This window comes from Streptomyces sp. NPDC091377 (assembly GCF_044757045.1).
In the GTDB taxonomy this organism is placed as follows: Bacteria; Actinomycetota; Actinomycetes; order Streptomycetales; family Streptomycetaceae; genus Streptomyces.
This window is the reverse complement of sequence record NZ_JBIVUE010000009.1, coordinates 190,432-206,969: the sequence shown is the minus strand read 5'-3', so window position 1 is coordinate 206,969 and position 16,538 is coordinate 190,432. Positions and strand designations below refer to the sequence as shown.

At 69.2% G+C, this 16,538-nt stretch carries 15 protein-coding genes; 14 read left to right on the top strand and 1 reads right to left on the bottom strand.

Translation table 11 applies throughout. The features are described from left to right. Positions 1-493 precede the first annotated feature (493 nt). From ACIQNG_RS21610 to ACIQNG_RS21560, 11 genes are all read left to right on the top strand, one after another. A complete protein-coding gene (locus ACIQNG_RS21610) occupies positions 494-1,405 on the top strand; it encodes a ParB/RepB/Spo0J family partition protein (RefSeq protein ID WP_401486995.1) in 912 nt (303 codons plus the stop codon). A 112-nt stretch (positions 1,406-1,517) separates the two neighbouring features. After that, a complete protein-coding gene (locus tag ACIQNG_RS21605; RefSeq protein ID WP_401486993.1) occupies positions 1,518-2,744 on the top strand; it encodes an FAD-dependent oxidoreductase in 1,227 nt (408 codons plus the stop codon). Positions 2,745-2,886: 142 nt separating this feature from the next. Continuing rightward, complete coding sequence (locus ACIQNG_RS21600; RefSeq protein WP_401487161.1) at positions 2,887-4,059, top strand: glycosyltransferase; 1,173 nt, start codon at positions 2,887-2,889, stop codon at positions 4,057-4,059. Next, the gene (locus tag ACIQNG_RS21595) at positions 4,056-4,838 is read left to right on the top strand and encodes a class I SAM-dependent methyltransferase (protein WP_401486991.1); all 783 of its coding nucleotides are present in this window, start codon (positions 4,056-4,058) and stop codon (positions 4,836-4,838) included. The genes ACIQNG_RS21600 and ACIQNG_RS21595 overlap by 4 nt, the downstream gene beginning before the upstream one ends. 75 nt (positions 4,839-4,913) lie before the next feature. Then, on the top strand, positions 4,914-6,032 hold the full coding sequence (locus tag ACIQNG_RS21590) for a DegT/DnrJ/EryC1/StrS family aminotransferase (RefSeq protein ID WP_401486989.1): 1,119 nt from the start codon (positions 4,914-4,916) through the stop codon (positions 6,030-6,032). 64 nt (positions 6,033-6,096) lie between these two features. Beyond that, positions 6,097-7,353, top strand: a complete 1,257-nt coding sequence (locus tag ACIQNG_RS21585; protein WP_401486987.1) for an FAD-dependent oxidoreductase — start codon at positions 6,097-6,099, stop codon at positions 7,351-7,353. After that, positions 7,350-8,507, top strand: a complete 1,158-nt coding sequence (locus tag ACIQNG_RS21580; RefSeq protein WP_401486985.1) for a Glu/Leu/Phe/Val dehydrogenase dimerization domain-containing protein — start codon at positions 7,350-7,352, stop codon at positions 8,505-8,507. The genes ACIQNG_RS21585 and ACIQNG_RS21580 overlap by 4 nt, the downstream gene beginning before the upstream one ends. A gap of 10 nt (positions 8,508-8,517) precedes the next feature. Next, complete coding sequence (locus tag ACIQNG_RS21575; protein ID WP_401486983.1) at positions 8,518-9,381, top strand: HpcH/HpaI aldolase/citrate lyase family protein; 864 nt, start codon at positions 8,518-8,520, stop codon at positions 9,379-9,381. A gap of 41 nt (positions 9,382-9,422) precedes the next feature. Further along, positions 9,423-10,973 carry a tryptophan halogenase family protein gene (locus ACIQNG_RS21570; RefSeq protein WP_401486981.1) on the top strand — a complete coding sequence of 517 codons (1,551 nt, stop codon included), beginning with the start codon at positions 9,423-9,425 and terminating at the stop codon, positions 10,971-10,973. Positions 10,974-11,022: 49 nt separating this feature from the next. After that, positions 11,023-11,541 carry a flavin reductase family protein gene (locus ACIQNG_RS21565; protein WP_401486979.1) on the top strand — a complete coding sequence of 173 codons (519 nt, stop codon included), beginning with the start codon at positions 11,023-11,025 and terminating at the stop codon, positions 11,539-11,541. Next, entirely contained in the window at positions 11,538-12,707 is a 1,170-nt protein-coding gene (locus ACIQNG_RS21560) for a DegT/DnrJ/EryC1/StrS family aminotransferase (RefSeq protein ID WP_401486977.1), read from the top strand. Before ACIQNG_RS21565 ends, ACIQNG_RS21560 begins: the two co-directional genes overlap by 4 nt. Here ACIQNG_RS21560 and ACIQNG_RS21555 read toward each other — a convergent pair. Then, positions 12,698-14,017 (bottom strand): glycosyltransferase, encoded by a 1,320-nt coding sequence (locus ACIQNG_RS21555; protein WP_401487160.1) that lies wholly within the window; start codon positions 14,015-14,017, stop codon positions 12,698-12,700. The genes ACIQNG_RS21560 and ACIQNG_RS21555 overlap by 10 nt on opposite strands. 139 nt (positions 14,018-14,156) lie before the next feature. Between ACIQNG_RS21555 and ACIQNG_RS21550 the strand changes: the two genes are divergently transcribed. The 3 genes from ACIQNG_RS21550 to ACIQNG_RS21540 all read left to right on the top strand — a co-directional run bounded on the left by ACIQNG_RS21550 (position 14,157) and on the right by ACIQNG_RS21540 (position 16,513). Next, a complete protein-coding gene (locus ACIQNG_RS21550; RefSeq protein ID WP_401486975.1) occupies positions 14,157-14,522 on the top strand; it encodes a hypothetical protein in 366 nt (121 codons plus the stop codon). A gap of 82 nt (positions 14,523-14,604) precedes the next feature. Further along, complete coding sequence (locus tag ACIQNG_RS21545; RefSeq protein ID WP_401486974.1) at positions 14,605-15,120, top strand: hypothetical protein; 516 nt, start codon at positions 14,605-14,607, stop codon at positions 15,118-15,120. A 97-nt stretch (positions 15,121-15,217) separates the two neighbouring features. After that, positions 15,218-16,513 carry an FAD-binding oxidoreductase gene (locus ACIQNG_RS21540; RefSeq protein ID WP_401486973.1) on the top strand — a complete coding sequence of 432 codons (1,296 nt, stop codon included), beginning with the start codon at positions 15,218-15,220 and terminating at the stop codon, positions 16,511-16,513. The last annotated feature ends 25 nt before the right edge of the window (positions 16,514-16,538 follow it).

Below are 16,538 nucleotides of genomic sequence, written 5' to 3'. Positions count from 1 at the left end.
GCACTCCGCCTGCCCGTCAGGTACGGGGTGTCTCAGGGCGCTGAATCGGTGTGCGACGCAGGGCCGCGGGTCTTCGCCTTCCGACATCTTTCTGCTTCGTCGTCGGCAGAGCCGTACTCCGGCTCCCTGCCCTACCCGTCGGAATTGTCTCTTCCGGCATCGTGTGCGATGACCGGTATCTGAGACTCCGTATTCGGCTTCCCATCGTATCGGTGGCGCGCGGCAGTTGTGAGCGTTGCTCTGCCACGCCTGAACCCGGTTCCCGGATCGGCGCACTTCCGTGTGCGCACCCCGGTACCTGATTCAAACCAACCGCCGCACCACCTGACGACCCAGCACTGATCAGTGCCTTGAGGGCTGAACGTTGATGCATACACAAACAGTTGAGCGTTTCCGGCCAAGTCTGTCCGAAGTACTTCCTGAGCTGACCGCCGACGGTGCGCGGCTGGGGCTCGCCGCCCTGGAACGCCGATCGGTTGCGATAGATTCCCTGATGCCCGCGGACTCGCCGCGGACGAAAGGGATCGACCAGGACCATGTCGACATCCTCAACGAGGTCGAGGCGCGGCTTCCGCCCATAGTCGTCCACCGGCCCACGTGGCGCGTCGTGGACGGGATGCACCGGCTGGACGCCGCCCGGCGCCGCGGTGACGCCACCATCGACGCCTACCTGCTCGACGTACCGGAGCGGGAGCTGTTCGCGATCTCGGTGCGCCTGAACACGGCGCACGGCATGCCGCTGTCGTATGCCGAGCGCGTGGGCGCAGCGGGGCGATTACTGCGCGAAAACCCCGAGATGTCGGACCGTCATGCGGCGTTGGTGACTGGTCTGTCCGCCCGGACCGTCGCCCGGATCCGGCGTTCAGCCGCAGAGGATCCGCACCTGAACACCCGGATCGGCAAGGACGGCAAGGTCTATCCCCAGCGTGTGGCGCAGGGGCGGGAAGAGGCCGGTCGGCTGCTCACCGAACGGCCGGACACGAGCCTGCGCGAGGTCGCGAGGGCCGCGGGCATCTCGCTGGGCACGGCCCACGACGTCAAGATGCGGCTGCGGCGCGGGGAGGATCCCGTCCCCAGTGGCAGCCGGTCGGTGGCCGCGGAGCAGCGGTCCCGGCAGAACGCCCCACGGGTCGCGCGCGAGGCCCCTCCGCAGCCCACCGCGGAACTCCTCAAGCGGCTGCGCAGGGATCCGGCACTGCGCTCCACGGATTCCGGGCGGGTGGTGCTGCGCCTGCTCGCGATGCACGACCTCGACACCTCGGCATGGACGAGCATCGTGATGAACCTGCCCACGCACTGCACGGACGTCGTCGCGATGCTGGCCCGGCACAGCGCGCTCAAATGGACAGAGCTCGCCGAGCAACTGGAACAGGAGGCGGTGTCCCGGACCGGAACCGGCGGATGATGTTGTCCCGCTTGAACATTCCGGTGTCCATTCCGACGAAGGTAGATTCTCACTCGTCTTCCGGTCGTGTGTTTCGTTTGGACGGCGGCGTTCGGCGAGAGATGAACACAGAATGTGGGGGAACATGGGAACGAGTAGCACGACGTGTGCCATTGCCGGGGCGGGGCCCGCCGGACTCATGCTCGGTATGTTGTTGGCCAGGGCTGGAGTCAATACCGTGGTCCTGGAGAAACACGACGACTTCTTACGCGACTTCCGCGGCGACACCGTACACGCCTCGACGCTCCGCCTCATGGGAGAACTGGGCCTGCAGGAGAAATTCCTCAAACTGGCCCATCAGCACATTCACCAACTGCACGTGGTCACCGATGAAGGAACCTTCACGCTCGCCGATTTCCGGCGGCTGCCGGGGAAGTTCAAGCACATCACGTTCCTGCCGCAGTGGGATTTCCTCAACTTCCTGGTGGAAGAAGCGAACCGCTTCCCCAACTTCCAGCTCCGGCGTCACTGCGAGGTCACCGAGGCCCTCGCCGAGAACGGCCGGATCACCGGGCTGCGCTACCGCGACGCGAGCGGTGAGCACGAGCTGCGGGCCGACCTCACCGTGGCCGCCGACGGCCGCCGCTCGGCGCTGCGCCGGTCCGCGGGGCTGCGGCCGCAGGTCCTCGGCTCGGGCATGGACATCCTCTGGTTCCAGCTCTCCAAGAAGGAGGGCGACCCGGGCGGGATGGTGGGCCGGCTCTCCGACGGCAAGCTGCTCGTCCGGATCGAGCGGCAGACCCACTGGCAGACCGCCTACACCGTCCGCAAGGGTGGATACGAGGAGGTCAAGGAGCGTGGCCTGGACTGGTTCCGGCAGACCCTGAGCGAACTCACCCCCTTCCTCGCCGACCGGGTCCACGAGGTGCGCAGCTGGGACGACGTCAAGGTGCTGGACATCCAGATCGACCGGCTCCCGCGCTGGTGGCGTCCCGGGCTGCTGTGCATCGGCGATGCGGCCCACACCATGTCGCCGATCATGGGGGTGGGGATCAATCTCGCGGTCCAGGACGCCGTGGCCGCCGCCAACATCCTGGCCGGGCCGCTTGGATCCGGCACGGTCACCGAGGAGCACCTGGCCCGCGTCCAGAAGCGGCGCACGCCGCCGACGGTGGCGACGCAGCGGCTCCAGCGGTTTCTGCAGACTCGGTTCCTGGAGCCGTGGGTGCGGGGCGAGAGCAAGTCCGCGACGCCGGTGGTGCTGCGGGTCCTCAAGCGACTTCCCCTGCTCCAGGCCGGCCCGGCCCGCACGATCGGCATCGGACTGCGACCGGAGAGCCCCATTCCGGAACTTCGCTGAACCGTGCGCCCCGCCTAGGCCCACGGCTGTCGACCCACGCGCGTCGACCCACTGGCGTCGACCCGGCGTCCTTGTGCCAACGCCTGTCGACCCGCCCCCACACCTCCCCCGCGTTCCCGAATGGAGATGATGCGCCTTGCGCGTGCTCATGATGATCAGTCCCGGTGCCGGTCACGCCTACCCCATGGTGCCGCTCGGCTGGGCCCTGCAGATGGCCGGCCACGAAGTGCTCGTCGCCTCGTGCGGCCCCGGCCTGATGATGGGCGAGGCGGGCGTGCGCTGCGTGGACGTGGCCCCCGGCCTCTCCCTGACCCAGATGCAAGGCAGGCTCGCCCAGCACCGCCCCGATCTGATCGACAGGCTGAACAACGACGCCCTGGACCCCGACTACCACGAGACCATCGGCCTGGCCGTCGCCGGAGCCCTGCGTCTCCAGCCCGACATGGTCGAGGCGATGATCCGCACCGCCGAGGAGTGGCGCCCGGACGTCGTCGTCTACTCCCCGCTCCTCACCCCCGCCCTCGTCGCCGCCGCCAAGCTCGGTGTGCCCGCGGTGCGCAACGAGTTCGGCCTGGTCCGCACCGACGGCTCCCCGCAGCTCATGCGGGAGATGCACAGCGACCTCTTCGAGGCGCACGGCGTGGAGCTGCCTGAGGTGCTGGCCACCATCGACATCACGCCGCCCAGCATGGGCGCCATCGAGCCGGACTCCTGGCTGATGGGCACCATCCCCTTCAACGGCGGCGGCGTCCTGCCGCGCGAGACCTACGACTACCTGATCGGCGCCAGGCGGGACACACCGCGGATCGCCGTGACGTTCGGCAGCGGCCCGCCCCCGGTGGAGACCGCCCGCGTCGTGCGGAACGTCGTGGCCGCGGCCCCCGACATGGACGCCGAGTTCGTCCTGGCGGCCCCCAATGTGGACCTGGAGTCCCTCGGCACGCTGCCGGACAACGTGACGTCGCTCGGCTGGGCACCGCTGGTCTCGCTGATGTCGTGCAGCTCGCTGGTGATCCACCACGGTGGCCCCGGATCGGCGTTCGGCGCGGTCATGAGCGGACTACCGCAGATCATGCCCGAGTTCGGCGGCCTCGGACGACCGCTCATCATGGACGCCGTCGTGAACCGCGGGGTCGGCACGACCGCGCCCCCCGAGGAGGTCGGGCGCGAGCTGCTCGAATCGGTGCTGGCAGATGACAAGATGCGGACGGCGGCGCAGGAGGTGCGCGAGGAGATCCGTGGCCTGGCGACCCCGCTCGACATCGTCGGCCGGCTCACCGACCTGGTGGAGCGCTCCGCAGGCAGAGCCGGATGACCACCGCCACCCCGACCGAGTGGGGTCGTGCGCTGGCCGCGGCACGCACCGTCTACGACGTCGCACCGCTCTACGAGGCGATCTACCTCGGCCGCGGCAAGGACTACGCGACCGAGGCGGCGAAGGTGGCCGCGCTGATCAGGGAACGGAACCCGTACGCCCGCGAGCTGCTGGACGTCGGCTGCGGGCCCGGCACACATCTGCACCATCTCGCCACGGTCTTCGACCGGGTGGAGGGCGCCGACCTCGCCGAGCCGATGCTCCGTTACGCGCGGGAGCGGCTGCCCGGCGTTCCGTTCCACCGCGCGGACATGCGCGACTTCGATCTGGGCCGCCGGTTCGACGCGGTGACCAGCCTGTTCAGCGCGATCGGCAATATCCGTGACGGCGCCGAACTGCGGGCCGCGGTGCGCTGTCTGCGCGGCCATCTGCGGCCCGGCGGAGTGCTGCTGGTGGAGCCCTGGTGGTTCTCCGAGAACTTTGTGAGCGGCTATGTCGGCGGCGATGTGGTCGAGTTCGAGGGAATGACGCTCGCCCGGGTCTCGCACACGGTCAGAAAGGGCGCCAGCAGCCATATGACGGTGCACTACGTCGTGGCCGGACCGGGGGAGGGAATCTGGCACTTCACCGACGAACACGTGATGGCTCTGTTCCCCCGGGATGAATATCTCGCGGCGTTCCGTGAAGCCGGTCTGGACGCCGAACTCGTCGATCTTGGCAATGGCGGCCCGGGAGTTTTCGTAGGCACCCTCGCTGATACGTCCGCGGCCCGTCCGTAAAATTCTGAACATGTCGGCGTAAGTCGGTCCCGGGATAGGGTGGGGCCGTTGGCGAAAACGAGGTTGGAGATTCGGATGACGACCTTGGTGTGGTCCTATCAGGATGAGTACGCCGCCGAGCGTGATGACATTCTGGACGCGGTCGACTCGGTGTTCTCCTCGGGGCAGCTCATTCTCGGTCCGAGCGTTTCCGCATTTGAAAATGAATTCGCCGCGTACCACGGTGTCGAGCACTGTGTCGGGGTCGACAACGGTACCAACGCGGTCAAGCTGGCGTTGGAGGCGCTGGGCATAGGCCCGGGGGACGAGGTCATCACCGTCTCCAACACCGCGGCGCCGACCGTGGTGGCGATCATGGGCACCGGGGCGACCCCGAAGTTCGTGGACATCGACCCGGTGACGTACCTGATGGACACCGCGCAGCTGGCCGACGCCGTCACCGAGCGGACCCGGTGTGTCCTGCCGGTGCATCTGTACGGCCAGTGCGTGCCGATGGACCCGGTCGTCGAACTGGCCGACCGGCGCGGCCTGCACATCGTGGAGGACTGCGCCCAGGCGCACGGCGCCCGGCAGCACGGCCGGCTGGCCGGCACGACGGGCGCCGCCTCCGCGTTCTCCTTCTACCCGACGAAGGTACTGGGCGCGTACGGCGACGGCGGCGCGACGATCACCCATCGCCCCGAGGTCGACAAGAACCTGCGCCGCCTGCGCTACTACGGGATGGAGGAGCGCTACTACGTCGAGGCCCTCCCGGGCCACAACAGCCGCCTCGACGAGGTGCAGGCGGAGATCCTGCGGCGCAAGCTGCGCCGTCTGGACGGCTACATCGCGGCCCGCCGCGCGGTCGCCGAGCGCTATCGCGAGGCCCTCAGCGACACCAGCCTCGTGCTGCCGCAGACCGCACCCGGCAACGACCACGTCCACTACGTCTACGTCGTCCGGCACCCGTCCCGCGACACCATCATCGAGCGCCTGCGCGACCACGGCATCCGCCTCAACGTGAGCTACCCGTGGCCCGTGCACACCATGGCAGGATTCGCGCACCTGGAGGCGGCCAAGACCGCACTGCCGGTCACCGAACGACTGGCCGGGGAGATCTTCTCGCTCCCCATGTACCCCTCCCTGACCCCGGAACGGCAGGACCGCGTGATCGAGTGCCTGCGCACCGTCCTGGCCGCCGTCGACGGAGCCTGAGAACCCGGCGGATCTCGGCAGAGACTCGGGTCGATTCCACATGTCTTCAGAAGGGAGTACCCGCATGTCCGCGCCCAGGGCGGTGGTGGTCGGAGCGGGACCGGTCGGCTGTCTGGCCGCCCAGGTCCTGACCAGGCGTGGCTACACGGTCCAGGTCTACGAGAAGCGCCCGCACTACGTCGAGCAGGGCCTGCGGTACGACGGCCGCACGATCAATCTCTCGCTGTCGCCCAGGGGTGTCGAGGCGCTGGACGGTCACTGCGACCGTGCCGCGCTGGACGACCTGGTGGTGCCGATCGGCGGCCGGGTGCGCCACGAGCCGGACGGTCGCATCGTCGCCGCCGGGTACGGGCGCGCCGACTGGCAGAACCTGTCCATCGACCGCAACGACCTGAACCTGCTGCTGCTGCGAAGCGCCGGCCCGGACGTGCGGTTCACCTTCGACACCGAGTGCACCGGCGTGGACTTCGCCGCCCGGCGGGTGACGTTCACCGACGGACAGGGGCAGGAGTCCGAGGTCGCCTACGACCTGCTCGTCGGCGCCGACGGAACCCACTCGGTGGTCCGCGGTCGGCTCACCGAGCAGGGTCTGACGCAGGCCCGGCAGCGGCAGACCGGCGTCGAGTACCGCGAGGTCACGCTCCGCCCCATGCCCGGAAACGAGCGCATGACCCCGACGGCGATCCATGTCTGGCCCCGGGACGGCTTCTTCATGGTCGGCCTGCCCCACCGCGACGGCTCCCTGCGCTGCACGCTCGTACTGCCGCGGGAGGGCGCCCCGACCTTCGCCGACCTCGCCACGGAGGAGGAGCTGAGGGCGTTCCTACGGCGCAACTTCCCCGACGCGGCGGACAGTTACCGGCCGGTCGACCGTGGGCCCTCCAGGGCGCCGGTCAGCGCGATCTCCGTCCTGACCTGCGCACCGGTGGTGCACGGCGACTCGGTCGTGCTGCTCGGCGACGCGGCACACACCGTGGCGCCGTTCCTGGGACAGGGCGTCAACCTCGGCCTGGAGGACTGCGCCGGTCTGGCGCGGCTGCTTCAGAAGTCGCCGGACGAACAGGGCACCGCCCTCGCCGAGTTCCAGCGTGAACGCGTACCGGAACACGAGGCCGCCGCGGCCCTGTCCCTCGCGAACCACGACGAGCTGAACGCAACCGGGCCGCGCCCCGCCGCTTCCGGCACCACCCCGCTTCCCACCCTGGTCAACTTCGTCAGCTCCAGCTACCGGGAAGCACTCGACATGTACTCCTCACGCGACCGCCGCACCCCTGCGGCGGCTGACGGCGCGGCGGCCGATCGGAGGGTGACCACCACGTGAGCACGACGCAACTCGCCAAGGTGTTCCACTGGCGGGACGACCGGACCGAGGCCGAGGGCTGGCTGGTCATCCACAGCCTGACCGGCGGCGTCTCGGGCGGCGGCCTCTTCATGCACCCGCGGGTCACCCTGTCCGAGGTGGCCGATCTCGCCGCCACGATGTCGCTGAAGAACACCCTGCAGCGCCCGCAGTTCGGCGGCGGCAAGGGAGGCATCCGGTTCGACCCCACCTCCCCGCAGGCCGAGGACGTCCTGCGCCGGTTCATGATCGCGCACCGGGAGGTCATCGCACGGGAGTGGAGCACCGGCGCCGACCTCTACACCAGCAGGGAGGTCATTGAGCGCATCGCGCGGGAGGATCTCGCCCTGCCCACCGCTTTCGTCGCGATGGCCGCCACCCTGGCCCGGCACGCCGGCATCCCCTCCCAGGCCCCCGCTATGCCGCAGCGGCTGTCGCAGCCCTGGAACGACCACGCCACCGTCGACGACGCCGCCACCGGCCACTCGGTCGCCGAGGCGATCCGTCTGTCCGCCGGCGGCACGCCTCGCGTCGGGATCCAGGGCTTCGGCAGCGTCGGCTCCAACGCGGCCGACTCGCTCACCTCCCGCGGCATCGGCGTCGTCACCGGCATCTGCGAGAAGGACGGCTACCTGGTCGACCCCGACGGCATCGACATCGCGGAGCTGCTGCGCCGCCGGGCCGCCCGCGAGGACAGGCCGGCCTTCGGCGAACTCGTCCGGGACAACCCGCACCGGGGCTGGACATGGGTGCCGCGCAGCGCCGACCAGTCGGACGAGGAACTCCTCACCGAGTTCGTCGCCGTGTCCGGACCGGACGTGCTCACGCCGTGCGCGACCCGCTACGCGGTGACGGACGGGGTCATGCGCGAGTTCGTGCGTGGCTCCGGCCGAGTGATGGTCTGCGGTGCCAACAACGCCTTTTCCAGCCCCGAGGTGAAGGCGCACTGGACCGAGCAGGGCGTGACCATCATTCCCGAATGGGTCTCCAATTCGGGCGCGGCCCTTCTGTTCGCCGAACTGCTGAAGACGGAACGGTCCGATCGGGAGACCATTCAGTCGATCTTCGCGGCGATCACCGAACGAATCGAAGAATTCCTGCTCACCCACGGACTGCACGTGGACAACCGGAAGTAGACACAGGTTCATGCTACGCAGCAACAAGACGCTTGAACTGATCCGTCAGGAGAGCCCGGCGGTCGGCACCTGGCTCCAGTTGCACAGCGTTCCGGCGACCAGGCTCCTGGTCGCTCAGGGCGCGTTCCGCTGGATGCTGGTGGACTTCGAGCACACACCCGTCGACCACACCACGGCCAGCCACATCTTCGGCACCATCTCCGACCTCAGCGGCGGTGAGACCACCCCGGTCGCCCGGGTCGCCGCGGGCACCATCGACCACATCAAGCACGCCCTGGACGCGGGCGCCCAGGGCGTCATCGTGCCCATGGTGAACACGGCCGACGAAGCCGCGGACGCGGTCCGCTTCGCCCGGTTCCCCCCGCGCGGGGAGCGCGGCGGCGGCGGCATGACGCCGCAGGTGGGCTTCGGTGTGAACACTCCGACCTACCTTGCCGAGGCCAACGACGAGATGGTCGTCGGCGTTCAGATCGAGACCGCCCAGGGCGTGGCGAACATCAAGGAGATCCTCGCCGTCGAGGGCATCGACCTGGTCTTCATCGGCCCCAATGACCTGCACCTCTCGCTGGGTCTGCCGGCCAGGTTCTGGAGCCAGGAGCCGGCGTTCCAGGACGCCGTGCGCACGGTCACCGAGGCTTGCCGCGAGAACGGCATTGCCTTCGGGACCCTGTGCCGGGACGCCGCCTCCGTCCGGGACCGCATCGACGACGGTTTCACCTTCCTCGGACTGGCCAGCGATCTGCATTTCATGCTGACCAAAGCCGGCGAGGAGTACGGCGCCCTGAACGGCATGGAAGAGCCTGCCAGCACCTGGTGCAACATGGTGAATCTCGACCGTCTGCCCGATTCACTGCGCGGCCTGCCCCGTCCTTGAAACCTGTCAGGAAAACCCAACCGGAAGGTGATGGAGAGAAAATGGTCGACAAGGTAGTGATCGTGGGCGGCGGCACGTCCGGCTGGATGAGCGCCAGTTATCTCAAGGCCGCCTTCGGGGACCGGATATCGGTGACCGTCGTGGAATCCGATCGGGTCCCGACGATCGGCGTGGGCGAGGCCACGTTCAGCACTGTGCGGCACTTCTTCGAGTACCTGGGTCTCAAGGAGACCGACTGGATGCCGGCCTGCAACGCCACGTACAAGCTGGGCATCCGGTTCGAGAACTGGTCGGAGATCGGGAAGCACTTCTACCACCCCTTCGAGCGGCTGCGGGTCGTCGACGGCTTCCCGCTGACGGACTGGTGGCTCAAGCAGCAGCCGTCGGACCGGTTCGACGTGGACAACTTCGTGATGGCGCAGCTGGGCGACACCCTGCGCTCCCCGCGCCGCATGGACGGCACGCTCTTCGAACGCGGCAGCAGCGAACTCGGCCCCGGGGGCGCCGCCTTCCGTTCCACCCTCACCGAACAGGACACGCAGTTCCCGTACGCCTACCACTTCGACGCGGCCCTGCTCGCGAAGTTCCTCACGGAGTACGGCGTCAGCCGCGGGGTCCGGCATGTGACCGACGACGTGGTGGACGTCAAGCTCGACGACCGCGGCTGGATCTCCGCGGTGGCCACCCGCGGCCACGGTGACCTGGAGGGTGACCTCTTCATCGACTGCACCGGGTTCAAGGGCATGCTGCTGAACGGCGCCCTGGAGGAGCCGTTCGTCTCCTACCAGGACACGCTGCCCAACGACCGTGCCGTGGCGCTGCGCGTCCCGGTGGACACAGCCGAGAAGGGCATCGCCCCGTACACCAGGGCCTCCGCCATGGAGGCCGGCTGGATCTGGACGATTCCGCTCTTCGACCGGATCGGCACCGGTTACGTGTACGCCAGTGACTACACCACGCCCGAGGAGGCCGAGCGCACGCTGCGCGAGTTCGTGGGTCCGGACGCGGAAGGCATGGAGGCCAACCACATCCGGATGCGGATCGGCCGCAGCCGCAACTCCTGGGCGAAGAACTGCATCGCCATCGGCCTGTCCAGCGGATTCGTCGAGCCGCTGGAGTCGACCGGCATCTTCTTCATCCAGCACGGCATCGAGCAGCTGGTCAAGCATTTCCCGCAGGCCGACTGGTCGGAGCAACTGCGCGACTCCTACAACCGCGCGGTGAACCACTGCATGGACGGCGTACGGGAGTTCCTGGTGCTCCACTACCGGGGCGCGGCGCGCAGCGACAGCGCGTACTGGAAGGACGCCAAGACCCGCAAGGTGCCCGACGCCCTGGCGGGGCGGCTGGAGCAGTGGCAGAGCAAGCTGCCGGACGCGGAGAGCATTTTCCCCCACTATCACGGCTTCGAGGCGTACTCCTACGTAGCGATGCTGATGGGCCTGAAGGGCATCCCGCTGCGCGCGCCCGGCGCGCTGGACCTGATGGACGGCAGCGCTGCCGCCGAGGAGTTCGCGCGGGTCCGGTCCACCAGCAGTGAGCTGGTCCGCAGCCTGCCCAGTCAGTACGAGTACCTCGCCCAGATGCACTGACGCGGGACACGGCCATGCCTGCTACGGAAGGAAACCTGGTGATGCGGGGATGATCGCACCCAACACCCCTTCGGCGGCCACTCTCGCACCCGGTGAGTTTCGCGAGCTGATGGCCAAATTTCCCACCGGCGTCACGGTGGTCACGGCCTTCGACGGGGCGCGGCGGCCCTGGGGGATGACGTGTTCGTCCCTGTGCAGTGTCACGCTGCGGCCGCCGACCCTCCTGGTGTGCATCAGGAAGGGCAGCCCGACTCTTGCCGCCGTGCTCGACTCGGGCCGCTTCTCGGTCAACCTGCTGAGCGAGGTCGGGCGCCCGGTCGCCGAGCTGTTCGCGTCCGGTGCGTCCGACCGGTTCGACCAGGTGAAGTGGGAGGACGCGCCTGGCTGCGGCGGCCCGCATCTGCCGGACGTGGCGCACGCGGTGGCCGACTGCCGGGTGCTGAGGACCGAGCTGGTCGGTGACCACACGGTCGTCTTCGGCGAGGTCGAGCGGTCGCTGATCTGGACGCCGGCCCCGCAACCGCTGATCCACGGGTTGCGCAGTTACGCCGTGTGGCCGACGACATGAGGGCCAAGCGGTCTCGGAGCGACCTGGCGTACTACGGGGGTACGCCGGGTTTCACCGAGGACATCAGGGTGGGGACGCCGAACGTCCCCGCCAAGGAGCGCTATCTGGAACTGGTGAACGAGGCCATCGACCGCCGGTGGCTGAGCAACCTCGGCCCGTTGGTCCGGCAGTTCGAGGGGCTCGCGGCACGGCGGACGCTGCGTACGCACAACACCGCGACGAACAACGCCACCACCGCGTTGCAGGTCGCCGTGAAGGCGTGCGGTGTCACCGGCGAGGTGATCATGCCGTCGTTCACCTTCGTGGCGACCGCCCACGCGATGAACTGGATCGGCCTCACACCGGTGTTCGCCGACGTCGACCCCGAAACGGGCACACTGGATCCCCGTTCGGTCGCCAAGGCGGTGTCGCCGCGCACCGGCGGCATCCTGGGCGTCCACATCTGGGGCAACCTCTGCGATACGGCCGGACTCGACGACGTCGCCCGGGCGGCGGGCGTGCCCCTCGTCTTCGACTCGGCCCAGTCGTTCGGGTGCCGGCCCCTGCTGCCGGTTCCGAGCGGGACGGCGGAGGTGTTCAGCTTCCACGCCACGAAGATCCTGAACTGCTTCGAGGGCGGGCTCGTCGCCACGGACTCCGCGGACGTCCACGCCCGGGTGCGGTCGATGCACAACTTCGGCTTCGACGAGGCGATGAACGTCGTCGGCCCGGGCACCAACGCGAAGATGAACGAGTCGTCGGCGGCGATGGGCATCGCGTCCATCGAGCACCTGGACGACATGCTGAAGATCTACCGGGCGCACCACCTGCGCTACCGGGAGGGCCTGGCGGCGGTGCCCGGCGTCACGCTGATGGCGGCGCCGGACGGCCAGACCCACAACCACCAGTACATCGTCGTGCAGGTGGACCCCGAGGCGGCCGGCCTGGACCGCGACCGGCTGGCGGACATGCTCGGCGCGGAGAACATCCGCACCAAGAAGTACTTCTCGCCGGGCTGCCACCGGGTGCGGCCCTACCGGCAGAACGCCGTGCACACGCCCGTCGACCTCTCGGTCACCCAGGCGCTGACGGAGCGTGTGCTGGCCCTTCCCACCGGACTGTCGGTGACGCCGGACGACGTGGACCGCATCAGCGACGTGATCGCCGCCGCGGTCCGCTACGCGTGACGGCCGGGCCGCTCCCGCACCGGGGCAGCCGCATCCGGGCCGTCGCCGCCCGCCAGCTCCTCGATGAGCTGGGCGGCGCGGCGCGGCCCGTCGTGGGCGCGGTACTCCTCGCCGAGCGCCTGCGCCCGCGCGCGGAACGAGGGCTCACGCAGTACCCGTTGCACCGCCGCACGCAGCCGCCGCTCCAGGTCGTCCCCGCTCTTGAGGTGCAGTCCGGCCCCGGACCAGCCGACATGCGCGCCGACCTCGTTCTTGTCCTCGGTGGCCGAGGCCACGACGAGCGGCACGCCGTTGGTCAGCGCCGCGGTCACACCGCCGTAGCCGCCGTTGGTGACGAGGAGGTCGGCATGCGGCAGCAGCTGGTGGTACGGCACGAACCGCTCCACCCGCACGTTGTCCGGTAGCGGACCCAGGTCGAGCTGTTCGGGCGGGACGCCGGTGGTGACGACGATCAGGGCGTCCAGACCGGACAGCGCGCGGATCGCGGGCCGCAGCAGACGCTCCGGCTCGTTGGCGACGGTGCCCTGTGTCAGATGCACCACCCGGCTGTACGCCGTGAGGTCGCCCCACCAGGCCGGCGGCTCGAACGCGTCGGTCGCCGCGCCCGTGAGGGGGCCGACGAAGCGGGTCTGCGGGAGCAGATCGCTGCGCGGGTACTCGAAGGACGGCACCGTCCCCAGCAGATACAGCGACGGCATCCGGACGATGTTCTCGAACGCTCCGGCGCCGATCGGCGGCAGACCCACCTGGCCCCGCGTTCGGTCGGCGGCACGGCGCAGTTCGCGCATGATGACGTGGTCCGCGGTCCACTTCAACGTCCGGTTGCGCAGCCGCCCGAGGACCGAGGACGAGGGTCTCAGGCCCATGCCGAATGGTGCGGTGTTGCGGCTGCTGAGGGTGTAGACCGAGGTGGCCATCCAGACCAGCGGAATCCCCTTCAGTTCGCTTAGGAACCCGCCCGCATAGGTGGTTTCGTCGGTGACGACCACATCCGGCTTTAATTCTTCGGCCAGCGTCGAGAGGTCCCGGAGCTGGTCGGGCGCGGTGCTGAGAAAGACGTCCCGGAAGACCGCGATCATTCCTTTTACGCCGGTGAGGCCGGTGTGTTCCGGAAACGCTTCGTCATGTGTCATGCCGCCGTAGTCGAATCCGGAGACGATGGGCGAGAACCGGGCACCGGTCCTTTCGACGCGTTCCTGGAAAACCTTGCCTGTGTACCAGGTCACCGTGTTTCCGCGGCGTACCAGCTCTTTCACCGGATGCATGATGACATTGACATGGCCTTCGGCCGGCGCCGTCGCCACGAGCACATTCGCCAAGGCTCTTCCTCTCTTCTCGTCCTATTATTTGCTGTGGGCGGAACGCTAACCCAGAAGTCGGCCGTTCAGGCGGGGTTGATCTGTCCGAACGGCACCCGGGAGGAAAGCATGGCTTCTGGAGGTGTGTTCCATGCAGATACCCGTGACCGCAGGAGCCGGGTTCATCGGCTCTTCCTGCATACGCATGCTCGTGTCCGATGGAGAAGGGCAGGGACGCCGGCCTCGTGCCACCGTGCTGGACACGCTCACTTACGCCGGGAATCCGGCAGATCCCGAATCGGTCGCCGGACGTATCGCATCCGTTCAGGGCGATATCCGCGAACGCGGGCCTGCCGGCGCCGGCATCCAGGTGGTCGCCGGGCGCGGCGCGGCGGGCGAGGTCCGCCACACCGGCAGCACCGCCGAACTGACCAACCGTGAGCTGACCACCCACCTGCTCGAAGGGCTCGGCCCGGCGGCACCGTCCGCAGCGCCGCAGCAGGCCGGAAACAGGTAGGCAGCCTACTCAAGTGGGCTGATCTGTGGTACCAATTAGTTGGTAGCCAACATATTGGCAGGCAATTCAGGAGGGACCCCCGGTGACCAAACTGCTGCTCTCGGTGCATGTGCTGGCGTCGATCGTGGCGATCGGCCCGATCACGGTTGCGGCGTCGATGTTCCCCCGCTTCGTCAAGCCGCAGGCCGGGGACGACGATCCGAGCGGGGAGGAGCGCACCCCCGCCACCGCGGCGCTGTTGCACCGGATCTGCCGGGGGTACACCGTCGTCGGCGTCGCCGTACCGGTCTTCGGTCTTGCCACCGGCGCTCAGATGGGCGTGCTGGGCGATGCCTGGCTCATCGTCTCGATCGTCCTCACCGCGATCGCCGCGGCCCTGCTGCTGATGGCGATCCTGCCCGGTCAGGAGCGGCTGCTCGCGCAGCCCGCCGGTGCGGCGGCGGACGGTGGCGCGGGTGCGGACGTGGACACCGCGACCGCGGAGGCGACCCGGTCCGCGGCGGCGCGGCTGGCCATGGTCACCGGGATCTTCAACCTGCTCTGGGCCGTCGTGGTCGTCCTGATGATCGTCCGCCCCGGCTCCACGACCGGTGCCTGATCTCCGTATGCCCGCGGGCCACCACCCGGCGCTGTCCAGAACGCCGAAGAGGCCCAGTGCGCACCATAAGTTCCATAAGTCCCATACGAGGATGGATATGACCCTCTCCAACGCGGCATCCGGTCTTGCCGGAGCCCTGGCCGATTCCGTCGCGGGCCCGGTACTGCTGCCTGACGACAGTGGTTTCACCGAGGAACTGGCCGGTTTCCAGCTCGGATTGCGCCACCAGCCGGACCTCGTCGTCGGTGCACACCGGGTCGCGGACGTCCGGACCGTGCTGCGGCTGGCCGGCGAGCACGGGGTTCCGGTCACCGTGCACAACACCGGACACGGGATGCGCTTCTCCGCCGACGAGGGAGTCGTCCTGACGCTGCGTCGGCTGAACGGCGTCCTGATCGATCCCGTCACCCGCACCGCCCGTGTCGGCGGCGGGGCGACCTGGAACGACGTCATGGCGGCGGCCGCACCGCACGGTTTGGTGCCGCCCAGCGGCAGCCTGGGCTGTGTGGGTGCCGTCGGCTACACCCTCGGCGGCGGTATCAGCCTGCTGGCCCGCTCCGACGGTTGGGCCAGCGATCTGGTCCGCTCGTTCACGGTGGTCACCGAGGACGGCGAGGAGCGGGAGGTCGGGCCGGACGACGCCGAGTGGTTCGCCCAACTGCGCGGCAGCGGACCGGTGCGGGGCGAGGTCGTCACCGAGATGACCATCGGCCTGCTGCCCGAGCGGCGTCTGCAGGGCGGCGGGCTGACCTTCGACATCGGGGCGACGGGCGCGGAGGGCGACCCGGCGGTGCTGCACGCCTTCCGGGAGTGGACGGCCGAGGTGCCCGACGCGCTCACCTCCACCCTGCGGGTGATGTCCTTCCCCGACCTCGACTACCTGCCTCCCCTGTTGCGCGGCCGGCGCATCGCGCGCGTCGCGGTCGCGCTGCGCGGCGCCGAGGAGGACGCCGAGCGGCTGGTCGCGCCACTGCGGAAGGAGGCGCAGCCGATCGAGGACACCCTGGCCCCGATGCCGTTCGCCGAGTACCCCCGGGTCCACGCCGAGCCGGACCACCCCGGGCCGTTCATCGGGGAGAACCTCCTGGTCGACGCCCTCGACGTGACGGCCCTGGAGAACCTGGCACGGCTGACCGGACCCACCATGGTGATCGTGAACATCCGTCACCTCGGGGGAGCGCTGGCCCGTCCCGCGGCCGTCCCCGACACCGTGCAAGGCCGCGATGCGCAGTACCTCGTCGCCGCGGTGGCACCGGTCGACCCGCTCGTGTCGGTCACCCACCCCGGGGCCGCCTACGACCAGGCCAACCCCGGCTGGGCACTGGAGCCGTTCGGCACGGCCAAGGTCGGCGTCAGCCCCGGTTTCAGCGTCGGGCCGCGCGGCCGTAGCTGACCCCCGATCTGCACCGCCCGGACCG